Origin of the sequence: Paenibacillus sp. JMULE4 (genome assembly GCF_013337105.1) — a bacterium.
GTDB lineage: Bacteria > Bacillota > Bacilli > Paenibacillales > NBRC-103111 > Paenibacillus_G > Paenibacillus_G naphthalenovorans.
Window position 1 is genome coordinate 776,819 of record NZ_SGWF01000011.1, and the last position, 19,929, is coordinate 796,747.

Annotated in this window: 22 protein-coding genes; 20 read left to right on the forward strand and 2 right to left on the reverse strand. The window is 51.3% G+C overall.

Annotation, left to right across the window (positions count from 1 at the left end):
* The 20 genes from EXW96_RS09070 to EXW96_RS09165 all read left to right on the forward strand — a co-directional run bounded on the left by EXW96_RS09070 (nt 1) and on the right by EXW96_RS09165 (nt 18,340).
* Nucleotides 1–873, forward strand: a complete 873-nt coding sequence (locus EXW96_RS09070; RefSeq protein ID WP_174350441.1) for a UbiA-like polyprenyltransferase — start codon at nt 1–3, stop codon at nt 871–873.
* On the forward strand, nt 870–1,466 hold the full coding sequence (locus EXW96_RS09075; RefSeq protein ID WP_054818284.1) for a UbiX family flavin prenyltransferase: 597 nt from the start codon (nt 870–872) through the stop codon (nt 1,464–1,466). The genes EXW96_RS09070 and EXW96_RS09075 overlap by 4 nt, the downstream gene beginning before the upstream one ends.
* Nucleotides 1,463–2,326, forward strand: coding sequence for a menaquinone biosynthesis protein (locus tag EXW96_RS09080; protein ID WP_054818285.1), 864 nt, complete (start codon nt 1,463–1,465; stop codon nt 2,324–2,326). The genes EXW96_RS09075 and EXW96_RS09080 overlap by 4 nt, the downstream gene beginning before the upstream one ends.
* Nucleotides 2,323–3,297, forward strand: coding sequence for a polyprenyl synthetase family protein (locus EXW96_RS09085; RefSeq protein ID WP_174350375.1), 975 nt, complete (start codon nt 2,323–2,325; stop codon nt 3,295–3,297). Before EXW96_RS09080 ends, EXW96_RS09085 begins: the two co-directional genes overlap by 4 nt.
* Nucleotides 3,298–3,447: 150 nt before the next feature.
* Nucleotides 3,448–4,227 (forward strand): CheR family methyltransferase, encoded by a 780-nt coding sequence (locus tag EXW96_RS09090; RefSeq protein ID WP_062408856.1) that lies wholly within the window; start codon nt 3,448–3,450, stop codon nt 4,225–4,227.
* An 88-nt stretch (nt 4,228–4,315) separates the two neighbouring features.
* The gene (locus EXW96_RS09095) at nt 4,316–4,486 is read left to right on the forward strand and encodes a hypothetical protein (RefSeq protein ID WP_171005810.1); all 171 of its coding nucleotides are present in this window, start codon (nt 4,316–4,318) and stop codon (nt 4,484–4,486) included.
* Nucleotides 4,487–4,686: 200 nt separating this feature from the next.
* Nucleotides 4,687–5,850, forward strand: coding sequence for a chorismate synthase (aroC, locus tag EXW96_RS09100; protein ID WP_174350376.1), 1,164 nt, complete (start codon nt 4,687–4,689; stop codon nt 5,848–5,850).
* A gap of 15 nt (nt 5,851–5,865) precedes the next feature.
* Entirely contained in the window at nt 5,866–6,963 is a 1,098-nt protein-coding gene (aroB, locus tag EXW96_RS09105; protein ID WP_054818287.1) for a 3-dehydroquinate synthase, read from the forward strand.
* Between the two features lie 3 nt (nt 6,964–6,966).
* Nucleotides 6,967–7,344: a chorismate mutase gene (aroH, locus tag EXW96_RS09110; protein WP_062408854.1), complete on the forward strand. Its 378-nt coding sequence runs from the start codon at nt 6,967–6,969 to the stop codon at nt 7,342–7,344.
* A gap of 305 nt (nt 7,345–7,649) precedes the next feature.
* Nucleotides 7,650–9,191 (forward strand): anthranilate synthase component I, encoded by a 1,542-nt coding sequence (gene trpE, locus EXW96_RS09115; RefSeq protein ID WP_174350377.1) that lies wholly within the window; start codon nt 7,650–7,652, stop codon nt 9,189–9,191.
* 11 nt (nt 9,192–9,202) lie between these two features.
* Nucleotides 9,203–10,273 carry an anthranilate phosphoribosyltransferase gene (trpD, locus tag EXW96_RS09120; RefSeq protein ID WP_375256443.1) on the forward strand — a complete coding sequence of 357 codons (1,071 nt, stop codon included), beginning with the start codon at nt 9,203–9,205 and terminating at the stop codon, nt 10,271–10,273.
* Nucleotides 10,263–11,072, forward strand: coding sequence for an indole-3-glycerol phosphate synthase TrpC (gene trpC, locus EXW96_RS09125; protein ID WP_174350379.1), 810 nt, complete (start codon nt 10,263–10,265; stop codon nt 11,070–11,072). The genes trpD and trpC overlap by 11 nt, the downstream gene beginning before the upstream one ends.
* 8 nt (nt 11,073–11,080) lie before the next feature.
* The gene (locus EXW96_RS09130) at nt 11,081–11,758 is read left to right on the forward strand and encodes a phosphoribosylanthranilate isomerase (protein ID WP_174350380.1); all 678 of its coding nucleotides are present in this window, start codon (nt 11,081–11,083) and stop codon (nt 11,756–11,758) included.
* Nucleotides 11,751–12,956, forward strand: a complete 1,206-nt coding sequence (trpB, locus tag EXW96_RS09135; RefSeq protein ID WP_174350381.1) for a tryptophan synthase subunit beta — start codon at nt 11,751–11,753, stop codon at nt 12,954–12,956. The genes EXW96_RS09130 and trpB overlap by 8 nt, the downstream gene beginning before the upstream one ends.
* Nucleotides 12,943–13,755: a tryptophan synthase subunit alpha gene (gene trpA / locus EXW96_RS09140; protein ID WP_174350382.1), complete on the forward strand. Its 813-nt coding sequence runs from the start codon at nt 12,943–12,945 to the stop codon at nt 13,753–13,755. The genes trpB and trpA overlap by 14 nt, the downstream gene beginning before the upstream one ends.
* A 45-nt stretch (nt 13,756–13,800) precedes the next feature.
* Nucleotides 13,801–14,901 (forward strand): histidinol-phosphate transaminase, encoded by a 1,101-nt coding sequence (gene hisC, locus EXW96_RS09145; RefSeq protein WP_137669757.1) that lies wholly within the window; start codon nt 13,801–13,803, stop codon nt 14,899–14,901.
* On the forward strand, nt 14,898–15,986 hold the full coding sequence (locus EXW96_RS09150; protein WP_174350383.1) for a prephenate dehydrogenase: 1,089 nt from the start codon (nt 14,898–14,900) through the stop codon (nt 15,984–15,986). Before hisC ends, EXW96_RS09150 begins: the two co-directional genes overlap by 4 nt.
* A gap of 443 nt (nt 15,987–16,429) precedes the next feature.
* Nucleotides 16,430–17,023 carry an RNA polymerase sigma factor gene (locus EXW96_RS09155; RefSeq protein ID WP_062408848.1) on the forward strand — a complete coding sequence of 198 codons (594 nt, stop codon included), beginning with the start codon at nt 16,430–16,432 and terminating at the stop codon, nt 17,021–17,023.
* Nucleotides 17,020–17,655, forward strand: a complete 636-nt coding sequence (locus EXW96_RS09160; RefSeq protein WP_174350384.1) for a zf-HC2 domain-containing protein — start codon at nt 17,020–17,022, stop codon at nt 17,653–17,655. Before EXW96_RS09155 ends, EXW96_RS09160 begins: the two co-directional genes overlap by 4 nt.
* Nucleotides 17,656–17,737: 82 nt before the next feature.
* The gene (locus EXW96_RS09165) at nt 17,738–18,340 is read left to right on the forward strand and encodes a histidine phosphatase family protein (RefSeq protein ID WP_174350385.1); all 603 of its coding nucleotides are present in this window, start codon (nt 17,738–17,740) and stop codon (nt 18,338–18,340) included.
* 80 nt (nt 18,341–18,420) lie between these two features.
* Here the strand turns inward: EXW96_RS09165 and EXW96_RS09170 are convergent, their stop codons facing one another.
* Together EXW96_RS09170 and EXW96_RS09175 are read right to left on the reverse strand one after the other, a co-directional pair.
* Entirely contained in the window at nt 18,421–18,927 is a 507-nt protein-coding gene (locus tag EXW96_RS09170; protein WP_054820364.1) for a hypothetical protein, read from the reverse strand.
* A 46-nt stretch (nt 18,928–18,973) separates the two neighbouring features.
* Nucleotides 18,974–19,843, reverse strand: coding sequence for a transposase (locus EXW96_RS09175; RefSeq protein ID WP_254611176.1), 870 nt, complete (start codon nt 19,841–19,843; stop codon nt 18,974–18,976).
* Nucleotides 19,844–19,929: the final 86 nt, after the last annotated feature.

Sequence of the window (19,929 nt, forward strand, 5' to 3'; positions counted from 1 at the left end):
CTGTGGAGAAAGACCAAAATTTATATGGAAATGATCAAGATCGAGCATACGCTTTTCGCGCTTCCTTTCGCTTTCATGGGGGCGCTGCTTGGTTCTGTGGTCATGCTGGGCAAGCTTCCGACATGGGGGCAGATCGGTTGGATTCTGCTTGCGATGATCGGAGCCAGAAGCGCAGCGATGGGACTCAACCGGGTGATCGACAAAGTATTTGACGGCAAAAACCCGCGTACAGCGATGAGGGCGATTCCGGCCGGGCTTATTTCCTCGAAGGAAGCGATTTTGTTTGTTCTCGTTTCATTTATTTTGCTGTTTTGGGCGGCTTCGCAATTGAGTCCTTTGGCTTTTAAGCTGCTTCCGGTCGCTGTTTTTTTTCTTGTCATTTATTCTTATACGAAACGGTTCACTTGGGCATGCCACATTATATTGGGCATGACCGTTGCGCTTGCTCCTTTGGGCGGATGGGTGGCGGTAACCGGTGAAATTACGCTGACGTCTTTGGTATTTTATGTGGCGATCGTATTTTGGCTGGCCGGTTTCGATGTGATTTATGCTTGCCAGGATGCCGAGTTCGACCGGGAGGAAGGGCTTCATTCTATTCCGAGCCGGTTCGGCATACCGAAAGCGCTCAAAATTGCACGCTGGTTTCATATCATCACTGCGGCAGGTTTCATCGGCCTGTTTTTTTTGACCGAATTGACGTGGGTGTATTTGGTCGGGGTATTGATTTCCTATGCCCTTTTGATGTACGAGCATCTGATCGTTAATCCGAAGGATATGACAAGGCTGAATACGGCGTTCTTTACAATGAACAGCACCTTGAGCATCGTTTTATTTGTATTTACGCTAATCGATTTGGTGGTGAATACGGGATGAGCAGACCTTGGGTAATCGGCATTACGGGCGCAAGCGGTGCAGCATACGGCGTCCGGTTATGCCGTTTTCTGCTGTCACGAGGCGAGCATTTGCATCTCGTGATTACGGATGCCGGATGGCGGGTATTGAAAGAGGAGTTGGGCTGGGATGCGGGGCGCAGGCAGGAAAGCCTGAAGAAACATTTGGGCGGGTCTGCCGGTTCCTATGAATACGTTCCTAACCAGGATATCGGCGCCAAGACGGCGAGCGGATCGTTCCTGACCAAAGGCATGGTGATTGTCCCCTGTTCGATGGGGACGCTATCCGGTATTGCCAACGGCGCATCGGACAATCTGCTGGAGCGGACGGCCGATGTGATGCTGAAGGAAGGCCGCAAGTTGATTTTGGTGCCCAGGGAAACCCCCTTGCATGCGATTCACCTGGAAAATATGCTGAAGCTGTCCCGGCTGGGCGTACGAATGATTCCGGCGATGCCGGCGTTCTATCAAGGTCCGCAAACGGTTGACGACATGATTGATTTTGTTGTAGGAAAAATATTGGACACGATGGAAATCGAACATCAATTGTATAAAAGATGGGGTATGCAGACATGACAAAGAAACATCGGGCGATCCGTATCGGCCGCATTGACTTTACCAATGTATGGCCGCTCTTTTATTATTTCCCGTTCTCCTCTTTCGGCAGCGAGCTGGAGGTTATTCAGCAAGTTCCGACTCAGCTGAACCGTGCCATGGCAAAAGGGGAAATCGATATCGGTCCGATCTCTTCGTTTGCTTACGGGGAAAATTTCGAGAATTATATGCTGTTTCCCCATATGTCCGTCAGCGCATTCAGTCATGTAAATTCCATTTTGCTGTTTCACCGCAAGCCTTTGGAAGAGCTCGGGAAAGCGACGATCGCGCTTCCTACGACATCGGCTACATCGGTGAACCTGCTCAAAATCATTTTGACCAAATTTTACGGGCTCGAACCGAATTACGTTTATGCGTCACCCGAATTGAGGCCGATGATGAGAACGGCCGATGCCGCGCTGCTTATCGGAGATCATGCGATTCGCGCCAGTTGGGAAGACAGCGGGTATCTCGTTACCGATCTGGGGGCGGAATGGACGAGATTAACCGGCCAATGGATGTCTTTTGCCGTTTGCACGATTCGGAGACAGACGGTTGAGCAGCAGCCTGAGCAGATCCGGCGCATCTTTGATGCTTTTATGGAAAGCAAACGCAAATCGCTGGCCGATTTGACAAGGCTTGTGCAAGACGCGCAGGCGTTAATCGGGGGTACGGAAGCTTATTGGCGGCATTATTTTTCTACGCTCAGCTATGAGTTCGGCCCTAAGCAGCAGGAGGGACTTAAATTATATTATCGCTATGCGGCGGAGCTCGGTTTTTTGGATCGGGAGGTGTCGCTGAACATTTGGAATGACAATTCTGTAGTACGGGTGACGGAATGAGACTTTTGGATATCTATGCAAAATTTCAAAAAGATATCAGCTTTATCGAGAAAGAGCTGGAGCGAAGCATCGACGTGGAGCATCCGATCCTTCGCGAGGCTTCCTTACATCTGCTTAAGGCAGGGGGAAAGCGGATTCGTCCGGTATTTGTCCTGCTGGGAGCCAAGTTCGGAAATTACGATCTGGAGCGGGTCAAACATGTGGCGGTACCGCTGGAGCTGATTCATATGGCATCGCTTGTGCACGATGATGTGATTGACGATGCCCAAACGCGACGGGGTCAACTGACGGTGCGCTCGAAGTGGGATAATCGTATTGCAATGTATACGGGGGATTACATTTTTGCCAAAGCCTTGACGATTGTGACCCGGCTTCCCGAACCGTCCATTCATCAGATCATGTCCAAAGCTCTCGTGGAAATGAGTATCGGCGAAATGGAGCAAATCCGTATGTTCTTTCATACGGAACAAACGGTAAGGGATTATTTGCTGCGGATCAAACGAAAAACTGCGCTGCTTCTGGCCATCAGCTGCCAATTGGGGGCGATCGCGGCACAAGCATCAGAGAAAACGGCCAAGCAGCTTTTTAATTTTGGCTACAATGTCGGCATGGCTTTCCAGGTACGCGACGATTTACTTGATATTTGCGGTACCGAAAAGGAAATCGGCAAGCCTCCCGGAAGCGATATCAAGCAGGGGAATATTACGATTCCGGTTATCTTTGCTCTGCAAAATCCCGCGCTTCGTCCGGTTCTGCTTCGTGAATTGGAAAGAATTGAAGCCTCCGACGGGCAAACCGACGTCACCGATTTTCTGAACATGATACGCGCCAGTGAAGGCGTAACCCGTGCAGAGGCGATGGTATCTCACTACATTAACAAGGCCATTCGCTCCCTGGAAGGGTTGCCCGATATACAAGCCAAAAAAGACTTGGTCAGCATTGCGCATTTTGTGGGGAACCGTTCTTATTAGAGCATGAGGGGACAGGAAAATGGAAAAATTGTTTGCCATGGTTTAGCCGGAGAGCGGCGAACGGGAGATTGCCCATTTTTACAGGGCGGAAGCATTGCTTAGCTATAATCAATCAATACAAAAGTGGATTTGACAGGACGGGATGGCGTCATGGAGGATACGGATTTTCTGCTGTTTATCAAGAAGGTGAAGGACTATACGTCCATAGACCTGGCGCAGTATAAAGAAGCTCAGATGAAGCGGCGTCTTACCACGCTGCGGATGAAAAAAGGGTATTCCACCTTCGCGGCATTCTTTGATGCAATGAGCAAAGACAAGGCTTTATTCCATGAATTTTTGGACCGGATGACGATCAATGTATCCGAGTTTTGGCGCAACGCGAACCGGTGGGAGGTGCTCGAACAGCGCTTTTTGCCGGAGATGCTTCGCAAAACCGATAGGCTTAAATGCTGGAGCGCCGCTTGTTCCACCGGCGAGGAGCCTTACACGCTGGCGATGATTCTCTCGGAGCTGGGGGCGCTTTCGAACAGTCAGTTGTTGGCCACCGATATCGACGAAGGCGCGCTGGATAAGGCGAAGAAGGGGATCTACTCCGACCGCTCGGTGAAGGATGTGCCGAAAAAATATTTGCGCAAATATTATCGTCAGGACCAAATGACCTATCATATTGACGAATCGCTGAAAAAGGCGGTCCGTTTTCAAAAGCAAAATTTGCTTGTCGATACGTTCGATACACAGTTTGATTTGATTGTTTGCCGCAACGTGATGATTTATTTTACGGAAGAGGCGAAACATATGCTTTATCAGAAGTTTGCCCATGCTTTGAAGCCTGGCGGTCTTCTGTTTGTAGGCAGCACCGAGCAAATTTTCAGTCCGGGCCAGTATGGATTGGAAACGGCGGATACGTTTTTTTACCGGAAGATGGCGTAAGTGAATAATCGCTTCCATGTTGTTCCATACTAAGAATAAATTGCTTTTGAAAGCTGCGCTTGCTTGCAAAGCATGCTGGAGGACACACATGGATAAACGAAAGGTCATTACCGCGTACCGCCGTGGATTTATTACGATGCAGGAATGCGCGCAAATCCTGGGAATCGATTCGGTTCAAATTCTGGGATTGGTCGGCGAGCCCGAGCATAAGGACGGCTCTTCCGTACTTAATAAACAACCCGCAAACGGCTGGCGCTAAACCAGCCGAATCAAGAAAGAGGCGCTGTCTGACTGGCATCATGCCAAAGGACGGCGTTTCTTTTTTTGTGGGGGCGTTTCTTGTCAAAGGCAGACACCTATACTATAATTAGCACAGGAATGGAGTACATAAAAGCGCTAAAGCGACTAAGCGCGCTGAGGCTTATGCTTTCATGGGATAGGATGAAAGGGGACTAATAAGTGAGATATTTAACAGCAGGAGAGACGCACGGGCCGCAGCTGACGGCGATTATCGAAGGTTTCCCAAGCAATGTGTCCATTGATTTCGAGGCGGTCAATCATCAGCTTGCCCGTCGGCAAAAAGGCTACGGCCGCGGGCGCAGAATGCAAATCGAAAAAGATACCGCATCTATTGTCGGGGGCGTTCGCCATGGCAAAACGACCGGAGCTCCGATTGCGCTGGTCGTAGAGAACAACGATTGGAAGCACTGGACATCTGTCATGAACATCGAGCCGATCGAAGGCTCGGATGAAACCAAACGGCGGGTCAACCGTCCGCGTCCCGGACATGCCGATCTGAATGGCGGTTTGAAATACAATCAGCGCGATCTGCGCAATATTTTGGAGCGCTCCAGTGCCAGAGAGACGACGATGCGCGTGGCTATCGGCGGCATAGCCAGAGAGCTGTTGAAGGAATTCGGCATCAAAGTGGCCGGTCAAGTGATCCGTATCGGCGATGTCGAGGTGCAGCGCCAAGACATGCCGATTGACGACCTGATCCGGATCACCGAGGAATCTCCGGTGCGTGTGACGGATAAAGAAGCGGAAGCCCGGATGATTGCGGCCATCGATGCGGCAAAAGAAGACGGGGATACGCTTGGCGGCATTGTAGAATGCATTATCGAAGGCGTTCCGGTCGGTCTCGGCAGCCATGTCCAATGGGACCGCAAGCTGGACGGACGGATCGCGCAGGCGGTGCTGTCGATTCAAGCGTTCAAAGGCGTCGAATTCGGGATCGGCTTCGAAGCGGCGAAGCGCAGAGGCTCCCTGGTTCATGATGAAATCATGTACAGCGAAGCGCGCGGCTTCTGCCGGGCCAGTAACCGTGCCGGCGGTTTTGAAGGCGGGATGACGACAGGGGAGCCGATTGTCGTGCGCGGAGCGATGAAACCGATCTCGACGCTGTACAAGGCGCTGCAAAGCGTCGATATCGATACGAAAGAATCGTTTACCGCACAGGTAGAACGCTCCGACACCTGCGCCGTGCCTGCGGCGAGCGTCATCATGGAGAATGTGATCGCTTGGGAAGTCGCCAGAGCGTTTATGGAGAAGTTCGGCGGCGATTCCATCGAAGAAATCCGCAGGAACTATGAAAGCTATTTGGAACAAACGAAAAGCTATTAATCGGGAGAACCGGATATGATAAAAGAGCTTACGGTTGATTTGGGAGCACGATCCTACCCGATCTATATCGGTGAAGGGATTTTGGAGAATATTGACTCGTATTTCGAAAAGCATGGAATAAGCAAACGCTCCGCGCTGCTGATCGTAACGGATGAGCATGTGGCGAAGAAGCATCTGGAGCCCGTCATCCGGAAGCTGGAACGGGCCGGGTTCAAGACGGCTTCGCACATTGTAGCTTCCGGGGAGAAATCGAAGTCGCTAGCGGTTCTGGAGGAGGTGATTACCTCCTGTCTCAAAGCAGGGCTTGACCGGAATTCATCGGTGATTGCGCTGGGCGGCGGCGTGGTCGGCGATTTGGCCGGTTTTGCGGCGGCGAGCTATATGCGGGGAATCCGCTTCATCCAAATTCCGACGACGATTTTGGCGCATGATAGCAGCGTAGGCGGAAAAGTGGCGGTCAATCATCCTTTGGCGAAAAACATCATCGGCGCATTCCATCAGCCGGAAATGGTTTTGTACGATACGGCTACATTGCGTACACTGCCGGATAGGGATGTGCGTGCGGGCTTATCCGAAATGATCAAGCACGGTCTAATCTGGGATGCGGAATTTACGTCCTGGTGCGAGGACAATGCGGAAAAGCTGATCGGTTTGGACCCGGAGGCGCTGCAATATGGTTTGTACAAGGGATGCAGCGTGAAGGCGGCTGTCGTATCGCAGGATGAGCGCGAGAATGATCTGAGAGCGATCCTCAATCTGGGACACACGATCGGACACGCGTTGGAGGCGGTTGCAGGTTATAACGAGCTTCTGCACGGCGAGGCGATCTCGATTGGCATGGTGGGCGCGGCGAAGCTGTCCGTCCGATTGGGCAACCCGGAGCATATCTATACGACGACGAAGCGGATTTTCAAGAAATTCGGTCTGCCGGTTGCCGTGCCTGCGCATATGGATACGGATGAAATCATGAAGGCCATGATGTATGACAAGAAGTTCAAGGAAGGCAAGATGGTCTTCATCGTTCCTACGGACATCGGCAAGGTAGAGATCAATAAAAATGTATCCGCGGAATGGGTCAGAGACATCGTGGATCAGTTGAAACAGGAGGACTGACTTATGTTTGTACGGGGAATACGCGGGGCAACAACAGTAGAAAATAATGATGAGAACGAAATTTTATCGGCTACAACGGAGCTTTTGAACGAGATTATTGCGGAGAACGGAATCATTCCTGAAGAGATTGCTCACGTGTTTGTCACGGTAACTCAAGATTTAACGGCGACGTTTCCGGCAAAGGCCATCAGGCAGATGGAAGGCTGGGAGTTAGTCCCGCTCATGTGCTCGCTGGAAATTCCGGTGGAAGGCAGCCTACCCAAATGCGTCCGGCTGATGGTGACGGTCAATACGGAGAAGAGCCAGGCGGAGATCAAGCATGTATTTCAGAGGGAGGCCAAAAGGCTCCGTCCCGATTTGTCCAAATTGACAAACGCATAACAGAGGTAGTATAGTTGGTATTAACGTAAAAGGTGTAAGTTTTGGTTTGAGAGCAGAGTAGAGATCAGTTGAGTTCAGTTGAGATGAGATGAGTGAGCGTTTCGCTCGAAGAAAGAATATGCGTTTTTGCGGCACGGTTTTAAAGGGGGAACCATGGTTTCTTCGTGTTTTTTTAGTGCTGCTGAAAAGCTGTTTTCTTTGGGCTTGACCGATCATCGGCTGAATGACCGCCTCTACTCCATGTAGAGGCTTTTTTGTTTTTTTAGAGCAGATGCAAGTCTCAGGTGAGAAGAGGAGAGATGGATATGTACACACCGGAAGTGAAGGAAGTCATCCGGCTGGCGAAGGATTATAACCTGATACCGGTCGTTCGCCATTTGATTGCGGACACGGATACGCCGATTCGCGTGTTTCAGCATTTTTATGAGGAGAATCGGGCGTTTTTGCTAGAGAGTGTTGAGGGTGGCGTCAAATGGGCGCGATACTCCTTCATCGGCACGGACCCTTTTATGATGATCCGGGCCAAGAACGGTGTGACACAGATTGAGGGCCCGGAGGGCCTGAGCACGTCGAAGGAGAAGCCGGTGGACGTATTGAAGGCTTATCTCCGTGATTACAAGAGTCCGTCGCTGCCGGATCTGCCGCGCTTCACGGGAGGAGCGGTCGGATTTTTCGGATACGACCTGCTGCAGTATTATGAGAAGCTGCCGAAGCACCGGGAGGACGACCTGCAAATGAACGACATCCAGTTTATGTTCTGCGACCAGGTCATCGTCTTTGATCATTTTAAACAGCAGCTTAAAATCATCGCCAATGTTCATGTCCCCCCGCACGGCACGGATAGCGAGATTATTCAAGCTTACGAAGCGGCTTGCGCCAAAATTGATGCCACGATCGAACGTTTGAAGCGTCCTTTGCCCGCCATGTCCATGACGAATCGGGCGATACCGGACGAAGTCGATTTGGGCGAAGTGAAGTCCAACCTGACGAAGGAGCAGTTTATTTCAAATGTGAATCGGGCGAAGGAATATATTCGTGCCGGAGATATTTTTCAAGTGGTGCTTTCCCAACGGTTTGAGATTGAAACGGACGTATCTCCGCTTCATGTTTACCGCATCCTGCGGACAATGAATCCGTCTCCGTATATGTATTGTCTCAAAATGGACGACGAAGTCATTGTCGGCACTTCTCCGGAGCTTCTTGTCCGGGTCGAGGATGAGAGAGTGGAGACCCGTCCTATTGCGGGAACCCGTCCCCGCGGGCGGACGCCGGAAGAGGATCTACTGCTGGAGAAGGAGTTGCTGGCCGATGAAAAGGAGCGGGCGGAGCATTTGATGCTCGTCGACCTGGGACGCAACGATATCGGCCGCGTAGCGGAATTCGGGACAGTCAAATGCGACACGTTCATGCAAATCGAACGGTATTCCCATGTCATGCACATCGTTTCCAACGTTTCCGGCCAGCTGGCCGCCGACAAGGATTTCTACGATGCGTTCATTTCCTGCCTGCCGGCGGGCACCGTGTCGGGGGCTCCGAAACTGAGAGCGATGGAGATCATCGCGGAGCTGGAAAACGAAGCGCGCGGCGCATATGCGGGAGCGATCGGATATCTTGGCTTCTCCGGCAATCTTGATACGTGCATCACGATTCGGACGATCATCTTCAAAAACGGCAAGGCTTATGTACAAGCGGGAGCGGGCATCGTATGGGATTCGATTCCGGAGAACGAGTACGAGGAAACGGTGAATAAAGCCAAAGGGATGCTGAAGTCGATCCGGACAGCCGAGGCGGCATTCGCAACCAAGTCGAGCGAATATGTGCCGATCAACCACGATTATTATCAATAAGCATAATGGGGATGACCCATCATGGGGAGGCGAGTACGTTGGACCAACAGCAATTGACTGTACAGCAAGCGATTCATAAAATTGTCGGACAATCGAACTTGACAAGGGCGGAGGCGCGGGATGTCATGTCTCACATCATGGAAGGAGGGGCCACGCCGACGCAGATCGGAGCCATGCTTACCGGACTTCGCATGAAGGGCGAGACGATTGAGGAAATCACCGGGTTCGCCGAGACCATGCGCGCCAAAGCCAATCGTGTACAAACGAGACGGGAGAATTTATTGGATACGTGCGGAACCGGAGGAGACGGAGCCGACACCTTTAATATCTCTACGACGGCGGCGATTGTAGCCGCGGCGGGGGGCGTCCGGGTGGCGAAGCATGGAAACCGGGCGATGTCGAGCAAAAGCGGCAGTGCGGATGTGCTCGAAGCACTCGGAGTCAACATCCAGTTAAACGAGACCCAGGCGGCTCGCTGCCTTGAGGAGGTCGGCATTTGCTTCATGTTCGCGCAGCTGTATCATCAATCGATGAAGCATGTAGCTGCATCCAGAAGAGAGCTTGGCTTCCGCACGGTGTTCAACCTGCTTGGACCGCTCACGAATCCGGCGGGTGCTGACCGGCAGGTACTGGGTGTGTTTGATCGCGGCAAGACAGAAACGATCGCTCATGTGATGCTGGCCCTGGGCGTGAAACGCTCCTTGGTGGTCGCCAGCCTGGACGGGCTTGACGAGATCAGCATTTCGGATGCGACCCAGGTGACGGAGCTGAAGGACGGCGGCATCCGTACGTTTGAAATCACTCCGGAAGAGCTGGGGCTGAAGGTATACAGCCTCAAGGACGTCGTAGGCGGGGACGCAGCGGTGAATGCGGAGATCATCCGCGGCATCTTTTCCGGCGCGCCGGGCGCCTGCAGGGATGTTGTGCTGGCCAACGCCGGCGCATGCTTCTATGTGACCGGCTTCAGCGAAACGCTGCAGGAAGGCGTGAAGCTGGCGGCTCAAGTCATCGATTCCGGCAAAGCGAAGGAAAAGCTGGAGCAGTTAGTCCAATATACGGGAGAAGTGAGCCATGTTTCTTGATCGTATTGTCATGACCAAAAAGCAGGAAGTTGAACAGCTGAAAGAGAGCATCAACATAGCCGCAATGGAGAAGCGCATTGCCGGGCTTCCCGATTGCCTCGGATTTGAGCGGGCGCTGAGCTCCGGACGCAAGCGTTCCATGGGGCTGATTGCGGAGGTAAAAAAAGCATCCCCGTCCAAAGGATTGATTCGCGATGATTTCGAGCCTGTCCGGCTGGCGAAGGCTTACGAGCAGGCCGGGACGGATTGCATCTCGGTTTTGACCGACGTTCAGTACTTTCAGGGCGCTAACGATTACTTAACCAGGGTACGTGAAGCTGTGCAGGTGCCTTTATTGCGTAAAGATTTTACGATCGACCCTCATCAAATCTATGAAGCGCGCTGCATCGGCGCCGATGCGATTCTGCTGATCGCCGCTATACTGACGACGAAGCAAATGAAAGAATTCCATACGATTGCCAAAGATCTCGGGATGGATGTTCTGATCGAGGTTCATGACCGGGAAGAGCTGGAGCGTGTGCTGGAGCTCAACCCGACGATGATCGGGATCAACAACCGCAACCTCAAAACCTTCGTCACCGATCTGGCAACGACGGAGGAGCTGGTAAAGCATATTCCTAAAGGGATTACCGTCGTTAGCGAGAGCGGTATATCCAAGCCGGAGGAAATCGATTGGCTGCTTTCGGCCGGTGCCCATGCGGTGCTGGTGGGCGAGCATTTTATGCGCCAGCCGGATGTATCTGCTGCGGTTCACGGATTGCTGGGAGCTTACTCCGGTGTAGAAGCGGTCAAGGAGTGAAGTATCCGATGGTCAGCGTTAAAATATGCGGGCTGCAAACAGAGGAAATGGCAAAGCAGGTTGCCGGTCTGCCCGTTGATTATATCGGCTTTGTATTCGCAAGAAGCAAACGTCAGGTCACTCCGGGCCAAGCCGCAGCGATACTCCGCGCGATCCGGACGGCGGAGCACCGGCCGCAGGCCGTGGGTGTCTTTGTCAATCCGGGCCTGGATGAGCTGGAAGCCGTGCTCCGCGAGGCGGCGCTTGATGTTGTTCAGCTTCACGGCCAGGAGAGCCCGGAGTTTTGCCGATCCGTGAAAAAATGGTTTCCGGGCGTCAAAGTGTTTAAAGTGATGGCGATTTCCGCGGCCATGTCATCGGAGAATGCAACAGCGTCCGTCCGCGGCAGCCTGGAGCCTTATCGCGGTTTGGTAGACGGCATGCTGCTGGATACATTCGACCCGATGTACGGCGGCGGATCCGGCAAGACCTTTGCCTGGGAAACGATTCCTCCCTATCAGCAATGGTGCCGTGAAGCGGGTATTCCTCTTCTGGTGGCCGGCGGACTTCAGCCTGACAATGTACGGGGGCTGATCGATCGCTACGCTCCTGACGGTGTGGATGTGTCCAGCGGCGTAGAAGTCGACGGAGTAAAAGATATCGGAAAAATTACGACTTTTGTCGAAAGGGTGAAATCGATTGTTTAACGGACCGGATGAGTATGGCCGATTCGGCAAATTCGGCGGGCGGTATGTGCCGGAAACGCTGATGAACGCATTGATCGAGCTGGAGGAAGCTTTTAAGAAGTATGCCAAAGACGAGAAATTTCAGGAAGAGCTGAATTATTGGCTTCATCGTTATTCCGGACGGCCGACCTCGCTTTATTATGCCGGGCGTCTGACGGAGCATTTGGGCGGCGCGAAGATCTACCTGAAGCGGGAGGATTTAAACCACACCGGGGCGCACAAAATCAATAATGCGCTCGGTCAGGGGCTTTTGGCCAAATGGATGGGCAAAACCAAAATTATCGCCGAAACCGGCGCAGGCCAGCATGGCGTGGCGACAGCTACGGTTGCCGCCCTGATGGGATTTGAGTGCAAGGTGTTTATGGGTGAAGAAGATATGAAGCGCCAGCAGCTGAACGTATTCCGGATGAATCTGCTTGGCACGGAAGTCGTGCCGGTCACCTCGGGCACGAGAACATTGAAGGATGCGTGCAATGAGACCCTTCGCTATTGGGTCAGCCATGTAGACGATACCTTCTATATCCTTGGTTCGGCAACAGGACCGCACCCATACCCGATGATGGTCCGCGACTTCCAGCGCATTATCGGCGATGAAGCGCGCAAGCAGATTCTTGAGCGGGAAGGCCGGCTGCCGGATACGGTCATTGCTGCCGTAGGCGGCGGGAGCAATGCAATCGGCATGTTTTATCCTTTCCTGAATGACGAGAGCGTCCGGTTAATCGGCGTTGAAGCGGCAGGGCGCGGTGTGGAGACCGATAAACACGCCGCCACGATGACCAAAGGAAGCAAGGGCGTATTCCAGGGCTCCTACAGCTATCTTCTGCAGGATGAGTACGGACAAGTGCAGGAGGCTCATTCCATCTCCGCCGGCCTTGATTATCCGGGGATCGGACCGGAGCATTCGTATCTGAAGGACACCGGGCGTGCCGAATATATCCCGATTACCGACCGGGAAGCGCTCGATGCGCTGCAGCTGCTCAGCCGCAAGGAAGGCATCATACCGGCGCTGGAGAGCGCCCATGCGATAGCCGAGACGATTAAGCGGGCTCCGGCCATGGGCAAAGATCAAATTATTGTTGTCAGTCTCTCCGGGCGCGGAGATAAAGACGTCGAAGCCATCATGAGTTATTTGGGAGGAAATACCGATGAATCGCATTGACCGGAAGTTTGCCGAACTGCGGGAGCAACAAAAACCGGCCTTTATTCCTTTCCTGACGATCGGGGATCCGGACGTGCGGACCTCGATTGATGTGATCAAGGAGCTTGAAAAAGCGGGAGCGGCTATGGTGGAATTAGGCGTACCTTACTCGGATCCTCTTGCCGACGGTCCCGTCATTCAGCGTTCTTCCATGAGGGCCTTGAAAGTGAACCGCATCACCATCCTGGATTGCATCTCCGCTGCCAAACAAGCGCGCAGCGAGGGGTGCGAATTGCCGTTTATATTGTTCACTTATTTCAATCCTGTACTTCAAACGGGGCTTGACCGGATTTTTTCACTTCTTCAGGAAAGCGACATCAGCGGTCTGATCATTCCGGATTTGCCTATGGAGGAGGATGAAGAGGTCCGGGCGTTAGCCAAGAAGCACGGGATTCATTTGATTCCGCTAGTAGCTCCGACTTCCAGGGAGCGGGTGCAGAAAATCGCCTCGCGGGCAAGCGGTTTTGTGTACTGTGTATCTTCGCTTGGCGTGACGGGGACGCGGACGGAGTTTCACAGCGGCGTGGATGAGTTCCTGCAAACGGTAAAAGCCTCGACGAATCTTCCCATCGCGATCGGCTTCGGTATTTCCACCCCCGAGCAGTATGCCCGATTTGCCAAGACCTGTGACGGCATTGTCGTGGGCAGCGCCTTGGTGAAAAAAGTGGAAGAAGCGCTGCCGCTGCTGACACAAGATGTAACAAAATCACAAGGCCTCTTGCAAATTAATGAATTTGTGCGAAAATTGATGGGTAACTGATTTCATATTTCTGCTCATCAATCTTATAACGAGGTGACTACCGAAGTGCAGCCTAAACAAAATATTTTACATCTTCCGGTGTATCAACCGGGAAAACCGATCAGCGAAGTCAAGCGGGAGCTGGGGCTTACTGATGTCATCAAGCTGGCCTCCAACGAGAACCCATTCGGATGCTCTCCGAAAGTGAAAGAAGCCATTGTTTCATTACTCGATCAAGTCAGCATATATCCGGACGGCGGAGCCGTAGACCTGACGCATGCAGTAGCTGAGCACTACGGCGTAAAGCCGAATCAAATCATATTCGGCGCCGGCTCGGACGAGGTGATTCTGATGATCGCACGCGCTTTTTTAACGCCGAATGATGAAACGATATCCGCGTTTCCGACGTTCCCCCAGTACAAGCATAACGCGGAAATCGAAGGGGCTACCTTTATCGAAGTTCCCGTGGATGAAAACGGAAAGCACGATCTGAAGGCCATGCTCGCCAAAGTAAACGAACGTACCAAGATCGTTTGGATCTGCAACCCGAACAATCCGACGGGCACCATGTTAAGCGAACGGGAAATCGTATCCTTCATTGAATCCGTTCCAAATCATGTCATGGTCGTTCTCGACGAAGCCTATGCCGAGTACACCGTCAACGAAGAGTATCCGGACAGCATTTCGCTGCTGAATAAATACAAAAATATTGTGGTGCTGCGCACGTTCTCCAAAATATACGGATTGGCCTCCCTGCGCATCGGCTTCGGCATTGGACATCCGGATGTGGTTCGTTCGATTAACCAGGTGCGCGAGCCTTTCAATACCACGAGCTTTGCACAGAAGGCGGGGCTTGCCGCATTGCAGGATCACGAGTTTATCCGCACGTGCCGTGAGGCGAACGCCGCCGGTATCCGGCAAGTGACAGCGGAATTGGATAAGCTGGGCCTGCCGTATTTTGAGGCTCATGGGAATTTTATCATGATCGATGTGAAGCGTCCGGGTCAAGCGGTATTTCAGGGCTTGCTTCAGAGAGGCATCATTGTTCGTCATGACCCGGGCTGGGGCTATCCGACCAAGATCCGCGTAACGGTAGGCAGCGAGGAGCAAAACCGTAAATTCCTTGAGGCGCTGGAGCAAGTATTGAGCGAAGTGGCGGTTTCATGACCAAAATTGCAATATACGGCGTAGGGCTGATCGGTGGATCGCTCGCCCTGTGCTTCAAAGGAAAGCCGGGGTTGACGGTCGTCGGTCATTCCGGCAATCCGAGTTCCGTAGAAAAGTATTTGAAACGTAAAGTTGTCGATTATGCTACCACTTCCTTCGAGGAAGCCGCAGAAGGCGCGGATTTTATTTTTCTGTGCGTTCCTGTAGGGAATTTGGAAGAGTACTTGACCAGACTGTCCAAGCTTCCTCTAAAGCCGGGCTGTGTCATCACCGATGTGGGCAGCACGAAAGCGTCTGTGGCGGAATATGCGTCAAGGCTGAACCTGCAAGGCGTATCCTTTATCGGAGGCCACCCTATGGCCGGCAAGGAAAAGTCCGGGGTCGAAGCGGCAACCTCTCGTTTGTTCGAGAATGCGTTCTACGTTTTGACACCGGACAAGGATACCCCCGAAGAGGCATATGCCCGCTTGACCGACCTGCTCCAATGGACCCGGGCGCACATTGTGAAGGTGGATGCCAGGCTTCACGATGAAATCGTAGGCGCTATCAGTCATCTGCCGCATATTATTGCCGTTGCTCTCGTGAATCAGGTGGCGCGCTACAATGAATCGAACGAGCTTTATCAGAATTTGGCCGCGGGCGGTTTCCGCGACATTACCCGGATTGCTTCCAGTGATCCGATCATATGGCGGGATATTCTGATCAGCAACAAAACCGTGATGCTGAATTTGCTCAAGGATTGGAATGAAGAAGTCGGAAGATTCATCAAGCTGCTGGAGACCGGCAACGGCGAAGGGATCGAGCAGGAGTTTCATAAGGCAAACCAATTCCGCGGAGGTTTGCCGGAACGCCGCAAGGGAGTCATCCACTCCTTTTACGATATTTATGTCGATGTTCCGGATCACCCGGGCGTCATCGGTCAAATTACCATGCTGCTCGGCAGCCATCGTGTGAACTTGAGCAACATTCAGATTATCGAAAGCAGGGAAGACGTTCCAGGCGTTTTGAGATTATCGTTCCGGGAGGAATACGATATGGATAAAGCGCTGGAGCTGCTGAAAAAAGATTACACGGTTCACGTGTAATCTTTTTTAAAAACTGGCAGGAAACGTTTTCAAAAAAAACGTTGACTTTTTGTAAACGGATACATATAATAAAAGTACAGTATGGTTTCTCTCCACTCCTATCCGAATAATGGCACAATGTGCAACCGCCTGATGATTCAGGCGGTCTTTTTTTGTAATTTTCACGAGTTGGCGGACATGTTCATGTTGTAAGCTTCTCCAGCATATCTTATTTTGATAAACTAATCGTAGTATATATTGTACATCTTTATCGGGGAGACCCTATGAAGTTGTCGATAAAGAAGGAATTTTGGCCTTATACCACGAATAGTATAGCATCTAAGAGCAGCTAAGTATCATTCTCATTTTTTTTTCGAAACTACCGCAACTTTTATACTCCCCCTACAGTACAAACAAGTAGTATCGCTGGGAGTAAGCAGGAATCACAAGGAGGGTCGAATTGCATGACCGATTCCCAGTTGATCAGAGAAATCAAGGACGGCAACGTCCAGCTATATGATGAATTAATGCGCCGCTACGAACGTAAGATTTTGGCATTCATCTTTCACATGCTGAAAAGCTCGCAGATGGAATCTCTGGCGGAAGACCTTTGCAACGAAACGTTCTATAAGGCTTATAAAAGCCTTCATTCGTTTCGCGAGGTCGAGGCGACCTTCTCCACTTGGCTGTATACCATCGCGCGCAATACGGTGTTAAGCGAGCTGCGCAAACATAAAAATATAAAGGTTTCCTTGGAGCAAAGCGGATATACGCCTCAGACTTCTTTGGACACGCTCCCGGAACAAACCGTTCTGCGGAACGAGAGAGTTTCTATGGTAAGGGATGCCATAAATAATCTGCCTGAGAAGCAGCGATCCGCACTAATATTGCGTGAATACGACCAGCTTGACTACCAGGAGATTGCCAATATTCTCGGGCAGACGGTAAGCTCGGTCAAATCTTTGTTATTCAGGGCAAGGGCTAGCGTAAAGCTTCAGTTGGAACCATACTTTCTTGAACCGATATTTGAGGAGTATGAGGGGATGAATCGAAGATGAAATGCGAAGACATACATGAATGGTTCGGCGTCTATTGGGATTTGCCGGAGCACGATTTAATAAGGCAGGCGGTGGATGAGCATATCAAGCATTGCAAGGCTTGTGAGGAAGAGTTCGAGATCTGGCAGGAAAGCACGCAACTGATTCGTTCTACCGCCAATGATGAGCCTGTCGTGTCATTGGAAAAGTCGGTTTCCTCCAGTGTGATGAAGCGGATATACGAGGATGAGTCTTGGCGAATTCCGGCCCACGACCGGCTGCATCCATTCTCATACAAATTCCGCCGCAACCTTACGGCGGTCATCTCCTTTTGTATTGCGCTGTTCGTCTTCACTTTTTTCTTTTCTCTATCTCATGAGATGAGCATAGATGCTGCTCCTCCTCTTGCTCAAGAGTCCAGCGTATTCGGCCGGTTGGGGGACCCGGTTGTGGTGGCGGCTAGCGGCGGGGGGGAATCGTTGAATGTCCACGCCATGCCAACGGCGGTAGCCAGTCTGAAAGGATTTAACGAGCCGTTCATGTATCGTGTCGGACCGATTCAGACGGTGAATGATTATATGTTGTTCGTCTCGTTGTTCGGTTTGACCTGTACTTTACTGATTATGAACTGGTTGACACGCACCAAAATCTAGCGGACTTCGGACTGGCACTACCGTCCCCCGAGGGCCGTTTCTTTTTTTTGACTGAGCTTTTAGAAGGGATGTTGAAGACAGGATGACTGTACTTGGATTCGTAAGGCATGGAACGACAGAGTGGAATCTGGCGGGTCGTATGCAGGGTCAAATGGATACGCCTTTGGCCGAGCTCGGTCGGATACAGGCGCGCTTGTTGGCCGAAAGGCTGCAGGGAGAAGACTGGGACGCGATTATCTCGAGCGATTTGATCAGGGCACGGGAGACGGCGCAGCTGATAGCGGACATTACAGGATCGCCTTTTATAGGGGTAGATTCGAGATTGCGCGAGAGAGCTTTCGGCCAACTGGAAGGGACGACGACGGAGGATCGCCTTTTAAGATGGGGGGAGAATTGGCGCGAGCTGGATTTGGGCCTTGAAAGTGATGATGCGCTTCTGGCGCGTTGGCGGTCATTTCTTTTGGATATGGAGCGGGATCATCGGGGGAAACGGATTCTGATCGTCAGCCACGGGGGATTTATCGCACCTGTTCTTGCTTCTTTCTTGGGTCAGGCCATAGAGGAGCATTTAAAAAATACGTCTCTGACCGTCATCGAACGTGTAGAAGAAAGCTGGCATTGCCGGCTCTTAAACTGTACCTCTCACTTAGTGAAGCTGGAGCAGGAGCAAGGTCAAAGTATTTGAAACCAACGGGTTCTTATGCAAAGCAAGATGCTGCATGGGAATCCGCTTTTTTTTCTACGGCGGCATGAATAACATACATGTTATTTGAGCCATTGGTTTTCTAAATTTTTAAGATAATTTTGTGGATCGCGTTTAAACCGTTTGCGCATAACACTATCGCTCAACCGGTTATTCCATTTTTCTTTCTGTTTCTTGTAGCTTGTGTAGTCGACCATCCTTAAACGGGCGATTAGGTTTTCCTGTTTAAGTCCATCATCAACGAGCACAACCATCTCACCATTCCGTAAGATGTATTCGTTCCAGTTGCGTAGCCCGGTCATCCGACGGTGTCGTGTCTTCGTAGCTCGGAAGAAGCGTTCCAGATCGTTGTTCGTTCTTGGCACATGATAATGATCGTAGCAAGTGAAGAGTCCCTTCCAGAATCCCTTGCTGTAACTAAGGAGATTGTTAACCATTTCCAGATCATTCTCTTCGGTATAGGAAAGCCGAACCCAATCCAACAGCTTTGTCATTTCCCATTCAACTGTCTTGCTTGTCTTATCCATGCTGGGTTCAAGGATTTCTGCAATGTGACGGATTGGCTTCATCCAGCGAGCGACTTTCTCGTATTGTTGCTGAAGGGAATCGACTTTACTAAATATTCTGAAAACGTTTTGAAGTAGGGTGGCCCCCTTTTTTATCCAAGCATTTTTGAAGGGACGCTTGAATGGCTTGGGCCTGTTCATAGATACGCATACCGGGTAAATCTAATGGAGGATTTCCGTCTTCCAAGAGCAATGCACGTACGGCAGCAACGTAACCCTTCGCGATGCTTGCTTCTTGTGAATCCGACTGTTCGATTTTCCGCTCGACTTCACGAATGCCGCGCATGCTTTTCTTGAGCTCGGTCTTTAACTTTCGATCGACATCAACAACCGGTTTCGCGATGTCTTTTAAATAATGGTACTGGCAATATTGATAAGGCACATCGGGCAAAAGCGTCTCCATCGCTAGACGAATGGATTGCTGTCCATCACTAACAATACCGACGATCGGATAGCCTTGCTCGATGATCGGTTGGATGAGCGTTTGTAACTCGGCAGATGAACCACTTTTCATGTTTTTTGCTATTAAGACAGTACCGCTGAATACTTCACGAATTACATAAAGTGTCTCATTGCCTTTCTCTGGCTGGACGCCATCCATAGACAAGATAATACCGCCGTTTTGTTCTGTGACTTCAGCCAGCACTTTCTTCGTATGTTCAGTAAGACTAGCAGCAAGCAATGTTTGATACCGTTCATACAGATTTTGTGCGCTCCGTTCGGATGTCTGAACACCTCTCGCGTTCAATTCATCCGCAATCTCCTTGCGGGTCATATGCCGTTTGAAGCGAAGTTCACCAACTAGGCAAACAACGTCGAAGCCGTAAGGAGAATGCTTCATGCTTATTGCTTCTGCTTCCGCCGATTTGTAGTATACACCTGGCTTCGGGCAATCTGGATTTTCGCAATGGTAGGCCATGCTCCAAACGTGAACGACTTCTTTCAATGTGGCGATTTTCTTATTCCATGCTGTATGTGAACGACGTAATTTCTGTTGGCAGTGAG

Bases quoted from the DNA above. Each gene is read 5' to 3' on its own strand.
- trpE (WP_174350377.1), top strand. From the start codon at position 7,650: ATGTACACACCGGAAGTGAAGGAAGTCATCCGGCTGGCGAAGGATTAT.
- EXW96_RS09130 (WP_174350380.1), top strand. From the start codon at position 11,081: ATGGTCAGCGTTAAAATATGCGGGCTGCAAACAGAGGAAATGGCAAAG.
- EXW96_RS09170 (WP_054820364.1), bottom strand. From the start codon at position 18,927: ATGAAGCCAATCCGTCACATTGCAGAAATCCTTGAACCCAGCATGGAT.
- EXW96_RS09160 (WP_174350384.1), top strand. From the start codon at position 17,020: ATGAAATGCGAAGACATACATGAATGGTTCGGCGTCTATTGGGATTTG.
- trpD (WP_375256443.1), top strand. From the start codon at position 9,203: ATGACCCATCATGGGGAGGCGAGTACGTTGGACCAACAGCAATTGACT.
- EXW96_RS09080 (WP_054818285.1), top strand. From the start codon at position 1,463: ATGACAAAGAAACATCGGGCGATCCGTATCGGCCGCATTGACTTTACC.
- EXW96_RS09090 (WP_062408856.1), top strand. From the start codon at position 3,448: ATGGAGGATACGGATTTTCTGCTGTTTATCAAGAAGGTGAAGGACTAT.
- EXW96_RS09175 (WP_254611176.1), bottom strand. From the start codon at position 19,843: ATGGCCTACCATTGCGAAAATCCAGATTGCCCGAAGCCAGGTGTATAC.
- aroH (WP_062408854.1), top strand. From the start codon at position 6,967: ATGTTTGTACGGGGAATACGCGGGGCAACAACAGTAGAAAATAATGAT.
- EXW96_RS09165 (WP_174350385.1), top strand. From the start codon at position 17,738: ATGACTGTACTTGGATTCGTAAGGCATGGAACGACAGAGTGGAATCTG.
- trpA (WP_174350382.1), top strand. From the start codon at position 12,943: ATGAATCGCATTGACCGGAAGTTTGCCGAACTGCGGGAGCAACAAAAA.
- EXW96_RS09085 (WP_174350375.1), top strand. From the start codon at position 2,323: ATGAGACTTTTGGATATCTATGCAAAATTTCAAAAAGATATCAGCTTT.
- EXW96_RS09095 (WP_171005810.1), top strand. From the start codon at position 4,316: ATGGATAAACGAAAGGTCATTACCGCGTACCGCCGTGGATTTATTACG.
- EXW96_RS09075 (WP_054818284.1), top strand. From the start codon at position 870: ATGAGCAGACCTTGGGTAATCGGCATTACGGGCGCAAGCGGTGCAGCA.
- EXW96_RS09155 (WP_062408848.1), top strand. From the start codon at position 16,430: ATGACCGATTCCCAGTTGATCAGAGAAATCAAGGACGGCAACGTCCAG.
- EXW96_RS09150 (WP_174350383.1), top strand. From the start codon at position 14,898: ATGACCAAAATTGCAATATACGGCGTAGGGCTGATCGGTGGATCGCTC.
- trpC (WP_174350379.1), top strand. From the start codon at position 10,263: ATGTTTCTTGATCGTATTGTCATGACCAAAAAGCAGGAAGTTGAACAG.
- aroB (WP_054818287.1), top strand. From the start codon at position 5,866: ATGATAAAAGAGCTTACGGTTGATTTGGGAGCACGATCCTACCCGATC.